The sequence below is a fragment of the Pseudomonas sp. FW507-12TSA genome (genome assembly GCF_058781435.1).
In genome coordinates, this window is sequence record NZ_JBYSWT010000007.1 from 193,660 (window position 1) to 212,966 (window position 19,307).

Below are 19,307 nucleotides of genomic sequence, written 5' to 3' on the forward strand. Positions count from 1 at the left end.
GCAAATAGCAACCATTACCATTCGCGCCTTCCCGAATCACCCCCCTCTCGGATGCGCGACAAAAATGCCTGCCCATTTCCGCCTCACTCCCCTGTCCCTGGGACTTTGCACCCTGCTGGCCGCCGGTTTCGCCTGCGCCGCCGGTACCACCCTGCCGACGACTTCCATTCGTGCCCAGGCAGAGTCCGACCCTGATGATCCGCGGGTCAGGGAAGTCAGTACCGCGACCCGCACTTCGACTCCCGCACGCTACGTGCCCCAGGCCATCGACACGGTCAAGACCGCCAACCTGCGGGATTACGGCACCAACGACCTGGGCAGCGCCCTGAGCGACATCCCCAACGTCAGCAGCGGTGCCGACACCCGCTTCGACAGCGTGCGCATCCGTGGTTTCGACGCCAGCAACGACTTCTACCTGGATGGTGTCCGTGACGACAGCCAATATGTGCGCGACCTGCACAACATCGAGCGGATCGAAGTACTCAAAGGTCCTGCGGCAGTGCTCTATGGCCGTGGCAGCCAGGGCGGCATCATCAACCGGGTGAGCAAGCTGCCCGAAGCCGGCCGCCGCTCCAGCGTCGAAGTCCAGGGCGGCAGCCAGGACCTGCGCAGCCTGTACGCCGATCTCAGCGCTGACCCGACGGACAACATCAGCCTGCGCCTGAACCTGGGCAATGAGGACAAGAACAGCTTTCGCGATGGCATCGACGGCAATCACCGCCAACTGTTCGCCCCCTCGATGAGCTGGCAACTGACACCGGAGCTGAACTGGCTGGTGCAGTACGAGTACAGCCGCTACGACCGCACCCCGGATCGCGGCATCCCGGGCAACCCGCTGACCGGGCGCCCCGCCGACGTCAGCCGCAAGACCACCTATGGCGATACCCAGCGCGACTACATCAACGACCGCGCCCAATCGCTGCGTTCGCGCCTGAACTATGAGCTCAACGAGCAGTGGCAACTGCGCCATACCTTCAGCCTGTTCAAGCTGGAGAGTGACTTCGACAATACCTACCTGACCACCTACAAACCGGCGACTGGCCTGGTGGACCGCCAGCGCTGGCAACAGGACCTGAGCACCCGCAACCTGTACAACACCGTCGAGCTCGAAGGCCATGTCCAGACCTACGACATCGAACACACCTTGCTGGTGGGCCTGGAGATGGGCGAGCAGCGCCGTCACTCGCTGCTCAACCAGGGAGTCGGCGTGCCCTCGGTGCCATTGAGTGGTTCCACGCCAAGTGCCCAGCACAATGGCGCGATGAAAGCGTTCAGCAACAACCTGACCCAGGTCGACAGCACTGGCCTGTACCTGCAAGACCAGATTCGCCTGAACGATGAGTGGCAACTGCTGGCCGGCGCACGCTTCGACCGGTTCGAAGTGGACACCACCAGCAGGCTTTCAGGCCTGCGGGAGAAGCAGGACAGCACCAGCACCAGCCCGCGCGTGGGCGTGGTCTACACCCCCTGGAAAGATCACTCGTTCTACGCGTCCTGGAGCAAATCCTTTGCCCCGGTCGGTGGCGGCCTCATCGGCATCACCCCGGGGGCCAAGGGCAACACCAACCAGACCGATCCGGAGCTGACCCGGCAGAAGGAAATCGGGGTCAAGAGCGAATGGCTCGACGAGCGCCTGAGCACCACCCTGGCCCTGTACGAAATCGAGTTGTACAACCGCCGCACCGAGGATCCGCTGAACAAGGGGACCTACCTGATGACGGGCCTGCAGCGCTCGCGAGGCATCGAGCTCACCGCCACCGGCAATGTGATCGGCAACTGGTATGTGCGCGGCGGCATGGGCCTGCAGGACGCGACTATCGTCAAGGACGACAACGGCAACCAGGGCAACCGTGTCAATGATGTGGCCAAGCGCAATGCCAGCCTGTTCGTCACCTGGAAGCCGGAACTGGGCTGGTATGCCGAGACCGGCCTGACCCTGGTAGGCGACCGCTATGCCGATCCGCAGAACAAGTTCGTACTCCCCGGCTACGGCCGCTGGGATGCCCTGGCCGGCTACCGGCACAAGGATTGGGATGTACGCGCGGCGCTGAACAACATCGCCAACCGCGACTACTACAGCTCCGCCACCAGCGCTTCCCAGATCCAGCCGGGCGATCCGCGCAGCCTGGTGGTCACCGGTACCTACAGCTTCTGATCCACCCGGATCACCGGCGAAAAAAAAGCGCTGCCATCCTGGCAGCGCTTTTTCACGATCCTTGTCTTTCTATCCTTTCACCACGTCCCACAACGCTTGCAGTTCCGCCTCGCTGAGCAAACCAGCGGGGTAACGCTCAATGATGATCCGGCGCGGATCAGGTTCCCTGATCTGACGCGTTCCATTGGATTTCAACCATTGCACCAGAACTTGCAGCGCTTCATTGCTCATTGCCAAGGGATGCGATGCCCGCTCGCTGACTATATTCATTCCAGCGCTCTCTCCCGGTTTCTGAGCGGCCTAACTTATCCAAGGTTTATGACAGAACATCAGAGTTCCACATGTCTCAGAATCACTACCAGGCAGATACAAGAGCTATGCCAATGTGCCTGGCGCGCCGATGTGCGGCCATGAAAAAGCCCGCGGCCCATCTGGGCCGCGGGCTGGCTGGAAGACCCCGGGGCAGGCCCGGGGTCGAGGCCGTCGAACAGGCAACAAGTTCTGTTACAACGGCACTCAAACCCGGCGCGGGGCGGGCTGTTGTTGGGTAAGGCAGTGGATATTCCCGCCGCCCAGTAACAGTTCGCGCCCAGGCACCATCACCACTTCGTGCTCGGGAAACAATTGCTGCAGGATCGCCTTGGCTGGCGCGTCCATCGGATCATCGAAACTCGGGGCGATGATCCCGCCGTTGACGATCAGGAAGTTCACGTAGGAACCGGCCAGGCGCACCGAGGGGTTGCGCTCCTGGCTACCGGCCACCACATCGACCCCGGCGCACTCTTCTTCGGTGGCGAACAGCGGGCCGGGAATCGGCATCTTGTGCACCTTGAAGGCGCGTCCCTTGGCGTCACGGGTGTTTTCCAGGACCTTCATGGCCGCCTGGCAACGCGGATAGTTCGGGTCCTGTGGATCGTCGGTCCAGGCCAGCAGCACTTCACCCGGGCGCACGTAGCAGCAGAAGTTATCCACATGGCCGTCGGTCTCGTCGTTGTACAGGCCATCGGGCAGCCAGACGATCTGCTCCACCGCCAGGTGATCGCGCAACACCGCTTCGATCTGCTCGCGGGACAGGTGTGGATTGCGGTTGTGGTTGAGCAGGCATTCCTCGGTGGTGATCAGGGTGCCTTCGCCATCGACGTGGATCGAACCGCCCTCGAGCACGAAGCCTTCGGTGCGGTATTCCTGGCAACGCTCGATCTCCAGCACCTTGCTGGCTACCTGCTCGTCGCGGTTCCACGGCGCGTACAGGCCGCCCTCGAAGCCACCCCAGGAATTGAAGCCCCAGTGCACGCCACGCACTTCGCCGGCGTCGTTGATGACGAAGGTCGGGCCGGTGTCGCGAACCCAGGCATCGTCGCTGGACATTTCCACCACACGGATGTTGGGTACGTCCAGGCGCGCCCGGGCGTTTTCATATTGAGCCGCGGAGACTGCCACGGTCACAGGCTCGAAGCGGGCGATGGCCTTGGCCACCGCGGCGTGGGCCGCCTGGGCCGGCTTGCCGCCCAGGCGCCAGTTGTCCGGGCGCTCGGGCCAGATCATCCAGGCCTGGGTCTGGGGGGCCCACTCGGCCGGCATGTAGAAACCGTCGGCGCGCGGCGTGCTGTGCAAAGTACTCATAGTGTTCAGGACTCCAGGGAACCGTCGAGGGTTTTCAGGGCGCCATAGAGGTTCGGACGGCGGTCACGGAAACTGCCCCAGGCGCTGCGGATGTGCTCGAGCTCGTCGAGGTCGAAACTGTGCACAAGGATACCTTCTTCGGTCTGGTTGAGCTCCTGGACCTTCTCGCCGAACTGGTTGGCGATGAAGGACGAACCGTAGAAGGTGATGTCGTAGCCGTCCTGTTCCTCGTTGCCGATGCGGTTGCTGGCCACCAGCGGCATCAGGTTGGCACCGGCATGGCCCTGTTGCACCCGCTGCCAGTGGTCGCGGGAGGAAATGCTCGAATCGTGGGGCTCGCTGCCGATGGCGGTGGGGTAGAACAGGATCTCTGCCCCCTGCAAGGCCATGCTGCGTGCGCACTCGGGGAACCACTGGTCCCAGCAGATGCCCACGCCGATCTTGGCGTAGCGGGTGTTCCATACCTTGAAGCCGGTATCCCCCGGGTTGAAGTAGTACTTTTCGTGGTAACCGGGGCCGTCCGGGATATGGCTTTTGCGATAGATCCCAAGGTTGCTGCCATCGGCATCGATGATCGCGATGCTATTGAAACGCGCCCGGCCGGCCAGCTCGAAGAAGCTGACGGGCAACACCACCTGCAGCTCCCGGGCAAGCTTCTGGAAATGCGCGATGGCCACATTGGACTCGGCCGCAGTGGCCAGTTGCAGGTAGTGCGGATTGGGTTTCTGGCAGAAGTACGGGGTCTCGAACAGCTCCTGGACCAGGATGATCTGCGCACCCTTGGCGGCGGCTTCGCGCACCAGCTTCTCGGCGGTTTCGAGGTTGGCCTCAAGGTCCCAGGAACAGGCCATCTGGGTAGCGGCGACGGTAACGGTACGGCTCATGGATCAACTCCTGGACGAATGGACGCAGTCGATGACGACGGTAATGGGCAGGACGCAGCACTGCGGGCCCGATAACGGCCATTTTATATCCGATAAAAATCGACTTTAGAAGCCTATAAATCAGCCTGATAAATAAATAATTGATAAAACACAGATATAAATCGATTTTTAGGCCACGTAATCGGCGGATAAAACATTTGGCCGGCCTCCTCTCCCGCAGGCAGGACGCTGCGGGCGGATGGCCGGCCAGGAAAGGACCGGGATGGGCAAGGATCCTAGAGGTCCTCGCCGAGCACCTTGGACAGCATGTCGACAAAAAAATCGACGCTCTGCCGGGTGGTGACCATCGGCGGCTTGATCTTGAGGATGTTGAGATAGTCGCCGGTGGGCTGCATGAAGATCCCCAGCTCGCGCAGGCGCTCGCAGAGCAGGGCGGTTTCCTCGGTGGCCGGCTCCAGGGTCTGGTGATCGCGGATCAACTCCAGGCCCAGGTAGAACCCCGAGCCATGCACCGCGCCCACCAGCGGATGCCGCTCCTTGAGCGCTTCCAGGCGCTGGCGGAAATGCTCGCCTACTACCCGCGCGTTGTCCCAGAGCCCTTCGTCGCGCATCACATCCAGCACCGCGATGCCGATGCGGCAACTGACCGGGCTTCCGCCGGAGGAGGAGAAGAAGTACCCCTCGGCCTCCAGCGCCTCGGCGATCTCGCGCCGGGTGATCACCGCGCCCAGGGGCTGGCCGTTACCCATGCCCTTGGCCATGGTGATGATGTCCGGCACCACGCCTTGCTCCTGGAAGCCCCAGAAGAATTCGCCCATGCGGCCATAACCCACCTGGACCTCGTCGGCGATGCACACCCCGCCCCGCTCCCGGACCCGCTGGTAGACCTCGTGCAAGTAGCCGCGGGGCAACGAGATGCCGCCGGCGTTGCCATATACCGGCTCGCAGATGAAACCGGCCAGCTGGCGGCCCGTCTCGTCGAGCTTGGCCAGTTGCTGGTCGACGCTGCGCAGGTACTGTTGCGTGGTGTCCGGGCCACGGAATTGGCCGCGGTAGGTGTTGGGCGCGGTCACCGGATGGACCCAGTCCGGACGGCTGTCCAGGGCCCGGGGGTTGTCGGCGATGGAGGTGGAGACCGCATCGGCGGCTACCGACCAGCCGTGGTAGGCCTCCAGCACGCTGAGCATGTCGCGGCCGCCGCTGTAGGCCCAGGCCAGGCGGATCGCCAGGTCGTTGGCCTCGGTGCCGCTGTTGACCAGGAACACCCGGTCCATGGAGTCCGGGGCCAGGGCCAGCAGGCGCTCGGAAAACTCGGCGATGGCCGCGTAGTGAAAGCGCGAGTTGGTATTGAGCAACGACCACTGGCGCGCCGCCTCGGCGGCCATGCGCGGGTGGCCATGACCGAGCACCGCGACGTTATTGAGCATGTCCAGGTAGGAACGCCCCTGCATGTCGATCAGGTGGTTGCGCCAGCCGCGCTCGATCCGTGGCGGATCGACGTAATAATGCTTCTGGGTACGGGCAAAGCTGGCGTCGCGCCGGGCCAGCAGGGCCTGGGCGTCCATTTCCGGCTCGGCATCGCAGGCCAGTCCCAGCAGCGCCGCCGGCGACGGACACAGGGCCTGCCAGGCCGGGGCCCATGAAGGGCTGCAGAACAGCGGCGGCGCGAGTTCGGCACTGCGGCAGAGCTGGACCTTGAGCCGGCCGTCGGCGGCCACTGCTCCCAGCACCTGGCCCTTGACCAGCGCCGCCCCTGCATGCACCGAGGCCTCGACGCCCCACAGGCGCAGGCTCGAGCCCGGGCCGTCCAGGCGTAGCAAGCCATCCGCGGCCGCGTGCAGGACGCCGGCGAACGGCGCCTCCACCGTTGTGCCCGCAGGCACTTGCAACTGCACATGCAACGGGCAGGTCTGGGGTTCGTGCGCGCAGTCGGGCTGGGTCCGGGACAAGCGGTACTGACCGTAGCGGCTGGCGGCCAGGCCATGGGCAGCCCCGGCTTCGGCCAGCAAGCGGTCGTCGATGCCTGGCTGCTCCCAGTTGCCCGCCTCGAAATGCGGGCTTAGCACCCCCAGGTCGATCAGGGCGAACTCACGTCCCACCAGGCTCGGCAACAGCGCAGCGAAGCCTTCGCTGGCAATGGCCGGCAGTACGTGGCCGACGGCGCTGAGAATGGCCGCCTCCATCAGCTCGAACGGCACCGAGGCGGCGACCCGGAAGATCTCCCACTCATGGTTCAAGTTGGCGCGGCTGTATTGGTTGTCCGGGTCGATAGCCAACTGCTGCTCGCCACTGAGCACCAGCACCGCGGCCCGGGCCACGATCAGCGGCCAGAGCGCCAGCAGCTCCGCCCGTTGCAGCGGATTGACCCGGTGATAAGCCTGGATCGCCGGCAGGATGCGCAGCGGATCGCCCTCGGCATGGTGCAGCAGTGAGGCACAGGTCACCGACAGGTCGGTGATGCGCCAGGTACGGACCAGGTCGCCGAAGTCGATCACTCCCTGCACCTGCCAGTGACGCGCCGCGTCACGCTGCCAGACCACGTTGTCATCGGTGATGTCCATGTGGATCGCCTGCACTGGCAACTGCTCGACCAGCGGGCGCAGGCGATGCTCGGCGCGCTGGGCGGCAGCGGCGAGCTGGGCACGCTGCTGGGGATCCTCAATGACCGGCAACAGGTGTTCGATCAGGGCCTGGGCATGCCGGGCGTCCCACTGCAGGGTGCGCTCCAGTCCTGGGTGCTGGAAATCCGCCAGGGCCAGGTCCATCTGCCCGCAGAGCCGGCCCAGGCCGGCCACCAGTTCCCCCCCCAAGTGCGGCAAGTGGGTCAGGGAGCGACCGTCTATATAGTCGAGCAGGCGCACATGCAGGGCTTGCCCGGCAATCTCCAGGGTCAGCAGTTCTTCGCCGTTGCTGGCCGGGATGACGCGGGGAACCCGCAGCCCGGGATATTGGCGCAAATGCCTGAGGCCCTCGTGCTGGGCCTGCAACTCCAGGGCGGCATAGTCGCCACGGCAGATCTTCAGGACAAAGCGGCCTTGGGCAGTGTCGACGCGATAGTTGAGGTCCTGCTGGCTGCCCAGGGACTGCAAGGTGCCGTGCAGCCCATAGTGGGCCTGCAGCAACTCCAGCGCTTGCTGCGCCGTGACCTGTGGACTGGGCAGGCTGGCACGATGGATCAAAGTGGCGAGCAACATACGACGACCCCTGGAAATTGTCATTGGCCGCCTATATCGCCACTGGCCGGAACGTTGCGCAACCCCCGTGGGCTGCTGGACAAAAAGCAATCACGACGACGGCACGACTCTTCCTCAGAATTTTCAAACCATTCGCAATGTAATTCATGGTCAATGCCTATTGCACCACAGGCTTCATGCCGACAAGCTATGCTGCTTTTCTTGCAGCAACCGATCTACTCAAGGACACAGGCCACTTCACATGCGCATTCTCGTTACCGGCGGAGCCGGTTTTATCGGCTCGGCCCTGGTCCGTTACCTGATCCAGCACACGGAACATGAAGTGCTGAATCTGGACAAGCTGACCTATGCGGGCAACCTGGAATCGCTGCATAGCATAGCCAGCAACAGCCGCTATGAATTCGTCAAGGCCGACATCGTCGACCAGGCCACCGTCAGTGCCGTGCTGGCCCGCTTCCAGCCCCACGCCATCATGCACCTGGCAGCCGAGTCCCATGTGGACCGCTCCATCGACGGACCGTCGGACTTCATCCAGACCAACATCGTCGGCACCTACAGCCTGCTGGAAGCGACCCGCGCCTATTGGCACCGGTTGCCCGAAGCGGAAAAAGCCGCCTTCCGTTTCCACCACATCTCCACCGACGAGGTCTACGGCGACCTGCATGGCGTCGACGACCTGTTCACCGAAACCACGCCCTATGCCCCCAGTTCGCCCTATTCCGCGAGCAAGGCCGCGTCCGATCACCTGGTCCGCGCCTGGCAGCGCACCTACGGCCTGCCGGTCCTGATCACCAACTGCTCCAACAACTATGGCCCGTTCCACTTCCCCGAGAAGCTGATCCCGTTGGTGATCCTCAATGCACTGGCGGGCAAGCCACTACCGGTCTATGGCAATGGCCTGCAAGTACGGGACTGGCTGTACGTCGAGGATCATGCCCGGGCCCTGTTCAAGGTGGTTACCGAGGGCGTGGTGGGCGAGACCTACAACATCGGCGGCCATAACGAACAGAAGAACATCGACGTGGTGCGCGGCATCTGCAGCCTGCTGGAAGAGCTGTCCCCACACAAACCCGAGGGCGTGGGCCACTACGCCGACCTGATCACCTTCGTCCAGGACCGTCCCGGCCACGATCTGCGCTATGCCATCGACGCCGGCAAGATCGAACGTGAACTGGGCTGGGTACCCCAGGAGACCTTTACCAGCGGGCTGCGCAAGACCGTGCAGTGGTATCTGGAAAACCTCGAATGGTGCCGTCGGGTACAAGACGGCAGCTACCAGGGCGAACGCCTGGGCTCCACCGACATCAAGGATCTGATTGCATGATCAAGGGCATCGTATTGGCAGGCGGATCCGGCACCCGTCTGCATCCCATCACCCTCGGCGTTTCCAAGCAACTGCTGCCGATCTATGACAAGCCGATGATCTACTACCCGATCTCGGTGCTGATGCTGGCTGGCATCCAGGACATCCTGATCATCTCCACCCCCCATGACCTGCCCCAGTACCGCAACCTGCTGGGCGACGGCAGCCAGTTCGGCGTGCGCTTCAGCTACGCCGAGCAACCTTCGCCAGACGGCCTGGCCCAGGCCTTCCTGATCGGTGAGCAGTTCATCGGTGATGACCCGGTCTGCCTGATCCTGGGCGACAATATCTTCCACGGCCAGCATTTCAGCGACCAGTTACTCAACGCCGTAAAACGCGCCAACGGTGCCACGGTTTTCGGTTACAGGGTCAAGGATCCAGAACGCTTCGGGGTCATCGACTTCGATAGCGCAGGTCGGGCTCTGTCCATCGAGGAGAAACCCAGCAAGCCCAAGTCCAACTATGCCGTCACCGGCCTGTACTTCTATGACAACGACGTGGTGGAGATCGCCAAGCAGGTCAAGCCCTCGCCACGGGGCGAGTTGGAGATCACCGAAGTCAACAATGCCTACCTCAAGCGTGGCGACCTGCATGTGGAATGCTTCGGCCGCGGCTTCGCCTGGCTCGATACCGGCACCCACGACAGCCTGCTGGAAGCCTCACAGTACGTGCAGACCATCGAGCACCGCCAAGGCCTGAAGGTTGCTTGCCTGGAAGAGATCGCCTACGAAAACCGCTGGATCAGCCGCGAGCACTTGCTCGAGCGTGCGACCTATTTCGGCAAGACCGGCTACGGCCAGTACCTGTTCACCCTGGCTGGAGAAAACCAATGAAAGTCATTACCACCGAGTTGCCCGGCGTGTTGATCATCGAGCCCAAGGTGTTCGGCGACGAACGTGGTTTCTTCTACGAAAGCTTCAATGCCAAAGTCTTTGCCGAAGCGACCGGGGTCGATGTGCAGTTCGTCCAGGACAACCACTCGCGCTCACAGAAGGGCGTGCTGCGCGGCCTGCACTATCAGTTGCAGAACACCCAGGGCAAGCTGGTGCGCGTGACCCAGGGCGAAGTGCTCGACGTCGCCGTCGATATCCGTCGCAGCTCACCGCACTTCGGCCAGTGGGTAGCGGTACGCTTGTCGGCGGCCAATCACCGCCAGTTGTGGGTACCCGAAGGCTTTGCCCATGGTTTTGTGGTGCTGAGTGATTTCGCCGAATTCCTCTACAAGACCACCGATTACTACACGCCATCGGCAGAGCGCAGCATCCGCTGGGATGATCCGACGCTGGCCATCGACTGGGAGCTCAGCGAGCCCCCGCAACTCTCCGCCAAGGACCAGGCAGGAAGCCTGTTGACTGAGGCCGACCTGTTCCCATGAACACTCCACTGAAGATCCTCATCAGCGGCCAGCACGGCCAGGTTTCCCGCGAACTGCAAAAGCGCCTGGGCGACCTGGGCGAACTGCTGGTCCTGGGCCGCGACCAGCTGGACCTGAGCCATCCGGAGCAGATCCGCCAGCAGGTGCGCACACTGCGCCCCGACCTGATCATCAACGCCGCCGCCCACACCGCGGTCGACCAGGCCGAAAGCGAGGCGGAACTGGCCTACGCGATCAACGCCACCGCGCCCGGGATCTTCGCCCAGGAAGCCTTCGAACTGGGCATCCCCTTGATCCACTACTCCACCGACTATGTATTCGACGGCAGCAAGGACAGCCCCTACGTCGAGGAAGACGAGCCCCATCCGCTGAGCGTCTATGGCCAGAGCAAGCTGGCCGGCGAACGGGCCATCAACCTGGTGCAGGGCCAGCACCTGATCCTGCGCACCAGCTGGGTCTATTCCAGCCATGGCAAGAACTTCCTCCTGACCATGCAGCGCCTGTTGCAGGAACGCCCGGAACTGCGCGTGGTAGCCGACCAGGTCGGCGCCCCGACCTGGGCCGGCACCATCGCCAATAGCACCCGGGCCCTGATCGAACGCTGGCAGGCAGGAAACCCCGGAGCCTGGGGCACCTACCACCTGACCGCCCATGGCGAGACGTCCTGGTTCGGCTTTGCCCAGGCCATCGGCGAGCAGCTGTTGGCCATGGACAAGCCTTGCGCGGTACTGGAGGCCATTCCCTCCAGCGCCTACCCGACCCCGGCGCCACGACCGCTGAACTCGCGCCTGGACTGCAGCCGCCTGGAGCGGGAGTGGGGCGTGATCCAGCCGGACTGGCACACCGCATTGCGCGAGTGTCTTGCCGAGCAGGGCTAGGCATAATGCGCCTGTAACCACAGGCGCCGTTTCCATGACCCCACCCCTTCCCCGTCGTCCCCGCTGGCGCAGCCTGGCCCTGCTGGCGCTGTGCCTGGCTCCACTGCTGTGGCCACTGCAGCACCTGGCGGAACGCTACTACCGCAATGAGCTGGCCGGGCAGAATCGCCAGACCCTGGACCTGTACGTGGCCAACCTGCTGGGCACCCTGCACCGCTACGAGGTGCTGCCGCAGATCCTCGGCGACCTGCCCGCACTACGGGCGGTACTGGGCGCCCCGGACGATGGCGTGACCCAAGGCAACGCCAACCGCCTGCTGAAGAACATCAGTGCCCAGACCGGTGCCGAGGTCATGTACCTGATGGACACCAGCGGCAATACCCTGGCGGCCTCCAACTGGGACAAGCACGACAGCTTCGTCGGGCGCAACTTCGCCTTCCGCCCCTATTTCAGCGAAGCCATGGCCGGGCGCCTGGGGCGCTTCTTCGGCCTGGGCACCACCTCGGCCAAACGTGGCTATTTCTTCGCCGCCGCGGTGCGCGACGGCGAGCGCATGCTCGGCGTGCTGGTGGTCAAGGTGGACCTGGACCACACCGAGAGACTCTGGGGCAAGACCCCGGAGCAGTTGCTGGTGACCGACCACAATGGCGTGGTGATCCTGACCTCGCGCCAGGAATGGCGCTTTCGCGCGACCCGGGCCCTGAGCGAGCAGGAACACCAGGCGATCATCGCCATCCAGCCCTACCCGACCCGCGACCCGCGCCCACTGAACCTCACTCCCGATGCCTGGCTGACCCAGACCCAGCAGATCGAGGAGACCGGCTGGAGCGTCAGCATCCTCGCCCCGCGCACGCTCATCGACCGTCCAGTACGAACCGTGGTGGCGGTGGGCGCCGCCGCGCTGCTGGTGCTGATGCTGCTGCTCGGGCTGATGATGCAGCGGCGCCGGCACTACCTGGAACGGATCGCCTTCGAAGGCAAGGCGCGGCGCGAGCTGGAGATGCGCGTGGTCGAACGCACCAGCGACCTGGAAAACCTCAACCGACGCCTGAAACAGGAAGTGCTGGAGCGTGAGAACGCCCAGCAGGATCTGGTGCGCGCCCAGGACGATCTGGTCCAGGCCGGCAAGCTCTCGGCACTGGGCACCATGTCCGCCAGTATCAGCCACGAACTCAACCAGCCCCTGGCAGCGATCCGCAGCTACGCGGAAAACGCCGAAGTGCTGCTGGACCATCAACGCACCGACGACGCCCGGGGCAACCTCAAGCTGATCAGCGAACTGACCGGACGCATGGCCTCGATCATCACCCACCTGCGGGCCTTTGCCCGGCGCGATCACCACGCACCGGAGAGCGTCGCCCTGCAGCCGGCCCTGGACGATGCCCTGGCCCTGCTGGCCAAGCGGCGCCGGGCCATGGATGTGGAGCTGATCCGCGACCTGCCGGCCGCTACCCTTTGGGTCCAAGCCGGGGAAACCCGCCTGCGCCAGGTGCTGGGCAACCTGCTGGCCAACGCCCTGGATGCCCTCACTGAAAAAGGCCCACCGCGCAAACTGTGGCTGAGTGCCGAATCCACCGCCACGGGCGTCAACCTGTGCATTCGCGATAACGGCCCGGGCTTCTGCATGGAAGCCCTGGGCCGTGCTGGCGAACCGTTCTACACCACCAAGACGCGCACCCAGGGCCTGGGGCTCGGACTGGCGATCTGCGACACCCTGATGCGGGCCTTCGGCGGCGAGCTGTCGTTCGCCAACCACCGCGAAGGCGGTGCGCTGATCACCCTGCGCCTGCGTGCCGGGGCTCCGGGCGTCAGCCCGCAGCCGTCCGAGGATCGCGGAGTATGAGACACGGCGCAGCCCGCAAGCCGATAATCCATGGACCGGCCTGGCATGGCCGGCCACGACACGATCTGGAAAGCCACCGATGACCCGTCCCGACAGCCTCGACCCCCAGTTGCAAGTGGTGTTGATCGACGACGACCCGCACCTGCGCCAGGCCTTGAGCCAGACCCTGGACCTGGCCGGGCTCAAGGTCTTGTCCCTGGGCGAGGCCCAGGGCCTGGCCGAGCGCCTGGAGCGGGATTGGCCGGGGGTGGTGGTCAGTGACATCCGCATGCCCGGCATCGACGGCATGGAACTGCTGAGCCAGTTGCATGCCCAGGACCCGGAACTGCCAGTGCTGCTGATCACCGGGCATGGCGACGTGCCCCTGGCGGTACAGGCGATGCGCGCCGGGGCCTACGACTTCCTGGAAAAACCCTTCGCCAGCGATGCCCTGCTGGACAGCGTGCGCCGCGCCCTGGCCTGGCGCCGCCTGGTGCTGGACAACCGCAGCCTGCGCCTGGCCCTGAGCGATCGCCAGGAACTGAGCGCCAGGCTGGTGGGACAGTCGGCTTCCATCCTGCGCCTGCGCCAGCAGATCGGCGCCCTGGCGGCGACCCGCGCCGATGTGCTGATCCTCGGCGAAACCGGGGCCGGCAAGGAGGTGGTGGCCCGGGCCCTGCACGATCTGTCAGGAAGACGTAACGGACCGTTCGTCGCGATCAACGCCGGGGCCCTGGCGGAGTCGGTGGTGGAGAGCGAGCTGTTCGGCCACGAACCTGGAGCCTTCACCGGCGCGCAGAAGCGGCGCATCGGCAAGTTCGAGTTCGCCAATGGCGGCACGCTGTTCCTCGATGAAATCGAAAGCATGAGCCTGGATGTCCAGGTCAAGCTGCTGCGCCTGCTCCAGGAGCGAGTGGTGGAGCGCCTGGGCGGCAACCAACTGATCCCGCTGGATATCCGCATCATCGCCGCGACCAAGGAAGACCTGCGCCAGGCGGCGGACCAGGGGCGTTTCCGGGCCGACCTCTACTACCGCCTGAACGTGGCGCCACTGCGGATTCCGCCACTGCGCGAGCGCGGCGAGGATGTGCTGATGCTGTTCCAGCACTTTACCGATGAAGCCAGCAGCCGCCACGGCCTGCCGGTCCAGGAGCTGCAACCGGGGCACCGTGCCCTGCTGCTGCGCCACACCTGGCCGGGCAACGTGCGCGAGTTGCAGAACGTCGCCGAGCGCTTCGCCCTGGGCCTGGAGTTGGCCCTGGACAACGGCGATCCGGGACAGGCCCCAGCCGCGACCGCACCGCTGATCAGCGGCGGCCTGAGCGAACAGGTCGAGCATTTCGAGAAATCGCTGATCGCCGCCGAAATGGCCCAGCCCCACAGCTCGCTGCGCAGTCTCGCCGAGGCTTTGGGCATCCCGCGCAAGACCCTGCACGACAAGCTGCGCAAGCATGGCCTGAACTTCGCAGACAGCGGCGCCGGACAACCCGGCGACGAATCGGAATGAACCACTCCCAGCCAACTCCCGACCCCCGAGGCCCATGCATGAACCGCGACAGTCGATACCTGGAATCCATCCTCCACCATGACATTCCCCTGACTCGGGAAATGGGCCTGAAGGTGCTCGACTGGCAGGCGCAGCAACTACGCCTGCAATTGCCCCTGGAAGCCAACGTGAACCACAAGAGCACCATGTTCGGTGGCAGCCTCTATTGCGGCGCGGTACTGGCTGGCTGGGGCTGGCTGCACCTGCGGCTGCGGGAGGAGGGAATCGAGGACGGGCACATCGTCATCCAGGAAGGGCAGATCAGCTACCCGCTGCCGGTCACCGGTGACGCCCAGGCGATCTGCGCGGCCCCCGAGGACAAGGTCTGGAAGAGATTCCTGTCGATGTACCAGCGCTACGGTCGGGCACGCCTGACCCTGCACACCAAGGTGGTGAATGCCGGCAGCGAAGAAGACGCGGTGCTGTTCGCCGGCCAGTACGTGCTGCACCGCTGAAATCGGCCTGCCCCGGGACTTTACCCGGGGCTCGGCTCGCCTGTGGTATCAGCGCTGCCCGTCCTGGGCGCCACAGAGTTCCAGCAGCCTGGACCGCCAAGGGGCCTTGGCGGGCAACGCCACGAAGAAGTCGTTGAGCAGCGACTCCCGAGGCGGATAGCAGAACGGCGCGCCGGCAAGATCCAGCACCTCGCCCCCGGCGCCTTCAAGCACGCCCTGGGCCGCCGCCGTGTCCCATTGCGACGTGGGCGCCAGCCGTGGATAACAATCCGCCGTCCCTTCGGCCACCAGGCAGAACTTCAACGAGCTGCCGATGTTGGCCAGTTGCAGCTCACCCAGGGTAGCGCTCAAGCCACCGAGCAGGCGTTCTTGCGCCGGGCTCGAATGGCGCCGGCTGGCCACCACGGTGAAGGCCTGGCCCACCGGCTGCTCCCGCACGGCGATCGCCTGCAGCGCCTGGCCACGCTCGGCACGCCAGGCACCCAGGCCGGCGCCACCCAGGTAGCAACGGCCATTGGTGGGCATCGCCACCACGCCGAACACCACGCGCCCCTGCTCGATCAGGGCGATGTTGACGGTGAACTCCTCGCTACCGGCAATGAACTCCTTGGTGCCGTCCAGCGGGTCCACCAGCCACCAGCGCTGCCAGCTGGCCCGGGTCGCCTGGGGAATGTCGGCGTCTTCCTCGGACAGCACCGGGATGTCCGGGGCCAAGGTCTTGAGGCCGGCCACGATCAGGTGGTGCGCGGCCAGGTCGGCCGCCGTCACCGGGGATTCGTCGGCCTTGTGCTCGACCGCCACATCGGCGCGCCAGAACGGCAGGATGGCGTCGCCGGCACGCAGCGCCAACTCCATTACCGGAGCCAGGAAAGGATGGGGAAGCGTCATCGCTATCTCACTCATGCTTGAAAGACCCCGCGCTGGCTCAGCAGGTCGCGGGCCAGGTACAACGCGGCCAGGGCCCGGCCTTCGCTGAACTGGGGATTCTGCGCCAGGACGGACAACTCTCGCAGGTTGACCTTGTCGACCCGCATCGGCTCGGGTTCATCGCCCTCCAGGCGTTCTTCGTACAGGTCGGTGGCCAGCACCACCTGGATCTTCTGGCTCATGTAGCCCGGGGACAACGACAGCTCGGTCAGGTGCTCCAGCTGGCGCGCCCCGAAGCCGGCTTCCTCCTTGAGCTCACGCTCGGCCGCCGCCAGCACGTCCTCGCCAGGCTCGATCAGGCCCTTGGGCAGGGACAGCTCGTAGGCATCGGTGCCGCCGCAGTATTCCTCCACCAGCACCGCGTGCTCGGCATCGAGCATGGCCACGACCATCACCGCGCCATAACCCGCGCCCCGCCCCACCAGCCGCTCGTAGGTACGTTCGGCACCATTGGCGAACCGCAGCTGCAACTGTTCGACACAGAACAGGCGACTGGAAGCGACGATCTCTCGGGCAAGTACGGTGGGTTTCTGACGCATGGCGGGCTCCTTGGCGATAGCGGGTTACTATACAGCCTGTTTGAAAGTGACTGGGTTGCAGATTGCGGCAGCGCACAGGCGCTGCGAGGCCTATTGTCTACTGCATCTGATCGCCCCTGCCGGGGGCGTTTTTTTACGCCGGGTGCACGGCCTCGGCCCCTCCCGCTTCGTCGGCCCTGCCGGTCGACCGTTTTCCATTGGAGAAGTAGTCAATGGCCCTGATGCCCTGGCGCGATATCGATACCGTCCTGCTGGACATGGACGGCACCTTGCTGGACCTGCACTACGACAACCATTTCTGGTTGGAGCACCTGCCCCAGCGCTATGCCGAGCTGCACGGGGTGAGCCGGGCCATGGCGGAGCTGGAACTGCGCCCGCTGTTCGAGCGTAACGCCGGTCGGTTGCAGTGGTATTGCCTGGACTTCTGGAGCACCGAGCTGAAGCTGCCTGTGCGCGAGCTGAAGCTGGAGACCGCCCACCTGATCGCCCTGCGTCCGGACGCCGACACCTTCCTCGCAGCACTGGGACGCGCCGGCAAGCGGGTGATCCTGATCACCAACGCCCACCGCGACTCCCTGTCGTTGAAGCTGGAGCGGATCGAGCTGGCGCCCTACTTCGAACGCCTGATCAGCTCCCACGACTACGGCTTTCCCAAGGAGGACCCGCAGTTCTGGGAAGCCCTGCAGGCCGATATCCGCTTCGATCCGACCCGCAGCCTGTTCATCGACGACACCTTGCCGATCCTGCGCAGCGCCCGGGACTTCGGGGTCGCGCAATTGCTCGCGGTCAGCCAGCCGGACAGCCGCAAGGGGCCGAAGGACACGGCGGAATTCGCTGCGGTAGGGGATTATCGGGAATTGCTCGACGGGTTGGCCGAGTAACAGGCCCGCATCCGTGCGGGCCTGTTGGCAACCCGGGCTATCGGCTCACTCGGGAATGCGCAGGACCTGGCCCGGATAGATCTTGTCCGGATGGGACAACAGGGGCTTGTTGGCCTCGAAGATCTTGTTGTACTTGTTGGCATCGCCGTATTGCGCCTTGGCGATGGCGCTCAGGGTATCGCCCTTCTTCACGGTGACGAAGACCGCCGTAGCGGCGACCGGGCCGCTGACGATGATCTGGTCCTCGACGCTGCCGACGCCGGCGATGTTGCCCAGGGCCAGGAGGATCTTTTCCTTCTCTTCCTGGCTCGCCACTTCGCCCTTGACGATGACCTTGTCGCCTTCCACCGTCGCCTGGACGTTGGGGTTGCCCAGGCCGACCTTGGCGATGTGCTCCTTGAGCTGCTCACTGGCGTTGGCGTTACCGGGGGTCAGCAGGTCGATCAGTTTCTCGCCCGCTTCCTTCACAAAGCTGAAAATGCTCATGTCGCACACTCCTTGGTTGATAGATCCAGATGCGAAAGACTAGACCAGCCCGGCCGATCGTGGTTCCCGGCCGACCACTGACCAAGGCCGCGCCGGCACGGTAGAATCCCGGCCTTTTGTCGCACCGGAGCGAAGATGGACATCAAGCAGCTGAAATTCCTCATCGCCCTGGACGAAACCCGCCACTTCGGCCAGGCCGCCGCGCGCTGCCATATCACCCAGCCGACCCTGTCGATGCGCCTGCGCAACCTCGAGGAAGAACTCGAACTGCCGCTGGTCAATCGTGGCCAGCGTTTCGAAGGTTTCACCGCACCCGGCGAGCGCGTCCTGGCCTGGGCCCGCACCGTGCTCACCGCCTATGACGGGCTGCTGGCCGAAGCCGCTGCCTGCCGCGGCAACCTGGTGGGCACCCTGCGCCTGGGAGTTGTCCCGTTGTCGAGCTTCGACCCACAGCCACTGATGCAGCGCCTGCACGCCGAGCACCCGCACTTGCGCTTCGAACTCTCGTCCCTGAGCTCGGAACAGATTCTCGAGCAGTTGGCGAGCAATCGCCTGGACCTCGGGGTTTCCTACCTGGAACGCCTGGACGGCGAGCACTTCGACTCCCTGACCCTGGCCCAGACGCATATGGGACTGCTGTACGACCAACGGCACTTCAGCTTCGGCGAGCAACCGCTGAGCTGGGAGGCGCTGACCGAATTGCCCCTGGGCCTGCTGACCAGCGGCATGCATTTTCGCCAGTCCATCGATCACAACTTCCATATCCGCGGGCTGCACCCACGCCCCGTCCTGCAGACCGATGCCGTCCATCAGCTGGTGCAGATGGTCCACGGCGGCCTGTGCTGTGCGGTGATGCCCCTGGACAGCGGCCTGGAAGCCATGACCGAACACCTGCGCCTGCAGCCGATAGAGGATGCCCAGACCCTGGCCCGCCTGGGCTTGATCATGCGCCGCAGCGCGCCACGCTCGGCCCTGGCCGAGGCCTGCTTCGCCCTCTACCGCAAGCTCCTCGGCGGTCTTTGATCGACGCCATCTATCAAAGGATCAGTACTAGCAATTAGACGCGACACAATGCCGCGCTTAGGCTTGGCCCCCAGTACGCCGCTGATCCCCCGATGAACGCCAAACGCCCGCCCTGCGCAGCGCCAGCTCCTGCGAGGCCCGCCCCCCCCCCCCCCC

The 19,307-nt window shown here is 64.7% G+C and carries 17 protein-coding genes; 10 read left to right on the forward strand and 7 right to left on the reverse strand.

Annotation, left to right across the window (positions count from 1 at the left end; genetic code table 11):
• The first annotated feature begins 64 nt into the window (after positions 1-64).
• Positions 65-2,155: a TonB-dependent receptor gene (locus AC3WK8_RS09600; RefSeq protein WP_103324657.1), complete on the forward strand. Its 2,091-nt coding sequence runs from the start codon at positions 65-67 to the stop codon at positions 2,153-2,155.
• Between the two features lie 69 nt (positions 2,156-2,224).
• On the opposite strand, the gene AC3WK8_RS09605 is transcribed toward AC3WK8_RS09600, so the two are convergent.
• The 4 genes from AC3WK8_RS09605 to AC3WK8_RS09620 all read right to left on the reverse strand — a co-directional run bounded on the left by AC3WK8_RS09605 (position 2,225) and on the right by AC3WK8_RS09620 (position 7,856).
• Entirely contained in the window at positions 2,225-2,425 is a 201-nt protein-coding gene (locus AC3WK8_RS09605) for a hypothetical protein (protein ID WP_085598155.1), read from the reverse strand.
• A 246-nt stretch (positions 2,426-2,671) separates the two neighbouring features.
• Positions 2,672-3,778 (reverse strand): agmatine deiminase, encoded by a 1,107-nt coding sequence (aguA, locus tag AC3WK8_RS09610; RefSeq protein WP_085598154.1) that lies wholly within the window; start codon positions 3,776-3,778, stop codon positions 2,672-2,674.
• Between the two features lie 5 nt (positions 3,779-3,783).
• A complete protein-coding gene (aguB, locus tag AC3WK8_RS09615; protein ID WP_085598153.1) occupies positions 3,784-4,662 on the reverse strand; it encodes an N-carbamoylputrescine amidase in 879 nt (292 codons plus the stop codon).
• Between the two features lie 275 nt (positions 4,663-4,937).
• Entirely contained in the window at positions 4,938-7,856 is a 2,919-nt protein-coding gene (locus tag AC3WK8_RS09620; RefSeq protein WP_103324658.1) for an aminotransferase, read from the reverse strand.
• A 241-nt stretch (positions 7,857-8,097) separates the two neighbouring features.
• Between AC3WK8_RS09620 and rfbB the strand changes: the two genes are divergently transcribed.
• The 7 genes from rfbB (at position 8,098) to AC3WK8_RS09655 (ending at position 15,295) form a co-directional block, all read left to right on the forward strand.
• Positions 8,098-9,180, forward strand: coding sequence for a dTDP-glucose 4,6-dehydratase (gene rfbB / locus AC3WK8_RS09625; protein WP_103324659.1), 1,083 nt, complete (start codon positions 8,098-8,100; stop codon positions 9,178-9,180).
• On the forward strand, positions 9,177-10,052 hold the full coding sequence (gene rfbA, locus AC3WK8_RS09630) for a glucose-1-phosphate thymidylyltransferase RfbA (RefSeq protein WP_103324660.1): 876 nt from the start codon (positions 9,177-9,179) through the stop codon (positions 10,050-10,052). The genes rfbB and rfbA overlap by 4 nt, the downstream gene beginning before the upstream one ends.
• Positions 10,049-10,594: a dTDP-4-dehydrorhamnose 3,5-epimerase gene (gene rfbC / locus AC3WK8_RS09635; protein ID WP_103324661.1), complete on the forward strand. Its 546-nt coding sequence runs from the start codon at positions 10,049-10,051 to the stop codon at positions 10,592-10,594. Before rfbA ends, rfbC begins: the two co-directional genes overlap by 4 nt.
• On the forward strand, positions 10,591-11,472 hold the full coding sequence (gene rfbD / locus AC3WK8_RS09640; protein ID WP_022644231.1) for a dTDP-4-dehydrorhamnose reductase: 882 nt from the start codon (positions 10,591-10,593) through the stop codon (positions 11,470-11,472). Before rfbC ends, rfbD begins: the two co-directional genes overlap by 4 nt.
• Before the next feature lie 34 nt (positions 11,473-11,506).
• Positions 11,507-13,315 carry a sensor histidine kinase gene (locus AC3WK8_RS09645; protein ID WP_103324662.1) on the forward strand — a complete coding sequence of 603 codons (1,809 nt, stop codon included), beginning with the start codon at positions 11,507-11,509 and terminating at the stop codon, positions 13,313-13,315.
• 79 nt (positions 13,316-13,394) lie between these two features.
• Positions 13,395-14,801, forward strand: a complete 1,407-nt coding sequence (locus AC3WK8_RS09650) for a sigma-54-dependent transcriptional regulator (protein WP_103324663.1) — start codon at positions 13,395-13,397, stop codon at positions 14,799-14,801.
• Between the two features lie 38 nt (positions 14,802-14,839).
• The gene (locus AC3WK8_RS09655; RefSeq protein WP_103324664.1) at positions 14,840-15,295 is read left to right on the forward strand and encodes a YiiD C-terminal domain-containing protein; all 456 of its coding nucleotides are present in this window, start codon (positions 14,840-14,842) and stop codon (positions 15,293-15,295) included.
• 48 nt (positions 15,296-15,343) lie between these two features.
• On the opposite strand, the gene cysQ is transcribed toward AC3WK8_RS09655, so the two are convergent.
• Together cysQ and nudE are read right to left on the reverse strand one after the other, a co-directional pair.
• Positions 15,344-16,183: a 3'(2'),5'-bisphosphate nucleotidase CysQ gene (cysQ, locus tag AC3WK8_RS09660; protein WP_103324665.1), complete on the reverse strand. Its 840-nt coding sequence runs from the start codon at positions 16,181-16,183 to the stop codon at positions 15,344-15,346.
• Positions 16,184-16,194: 11 nt separating this feature from the next.
• Positions 16,195-16,761, reverse strand: coding sequence for an ADP compounds hydrolase NudE (nudE, locus tag AC3WK8_RS09665; RefSeq protein ID WP_103324666.1), 567 nt, complete (start codon positions 16,759-16,761; stop codon positions 16,195-16,197).
• A gap of 212 nt (positions 16,762-16,973) precedes the next feature.
• Between nudE and yrfG the strand changes: the two genes are divergently transcribed.
• Positions 16,974-17,642: a GMP/IMP nucleotidase gene (gene yrfG, locus AC3WK8_RS09670; protein ID WP_022644225.1), complete on the forward strand. Its 669-nt coding sequence runs from the start codon at positions 16,974-16,976 to the stop codon at positions 17,640-17,642.
• A 45-nt stretch (positions 17,643-17,687) separates the two neighbouring features.
• On the opposite strand, the gene lysM is transcribed toward yrfG, so the two are convergent.
• On the reverse strand, positions 17,688-18,128 hold the full coding sequence (gene lysM, locus AC3WK8_RS09675; protein ID WP_085598144.1) for a peptidoglycan-binding protein LysM: 441 nt from the start codon (positions 18,126-18,128) through the stop codon (positions 17,688-17,690).
• Between the two features lie 135 nt (positions 18,129-18,263).
• Here lysM and AC3WK8_RS09680 point away from each other — a divergent pair, with 135 nt between their 5' ends.
• Positions 18,264-19,151 carry a LysR family transcriptional regulator gene (locus AC3WK8_RS09680; protein WP_085598143.1) on the forward strand — a complete coding sequence of 296 codons (888 nt, stop codon included), beginning with the start codon at positions 18,264-18,266 and terminating at the stop codon, positions 19,149-19,151.
• Positions 19,152-19,307: the final 156 nt, after the last annotated feature.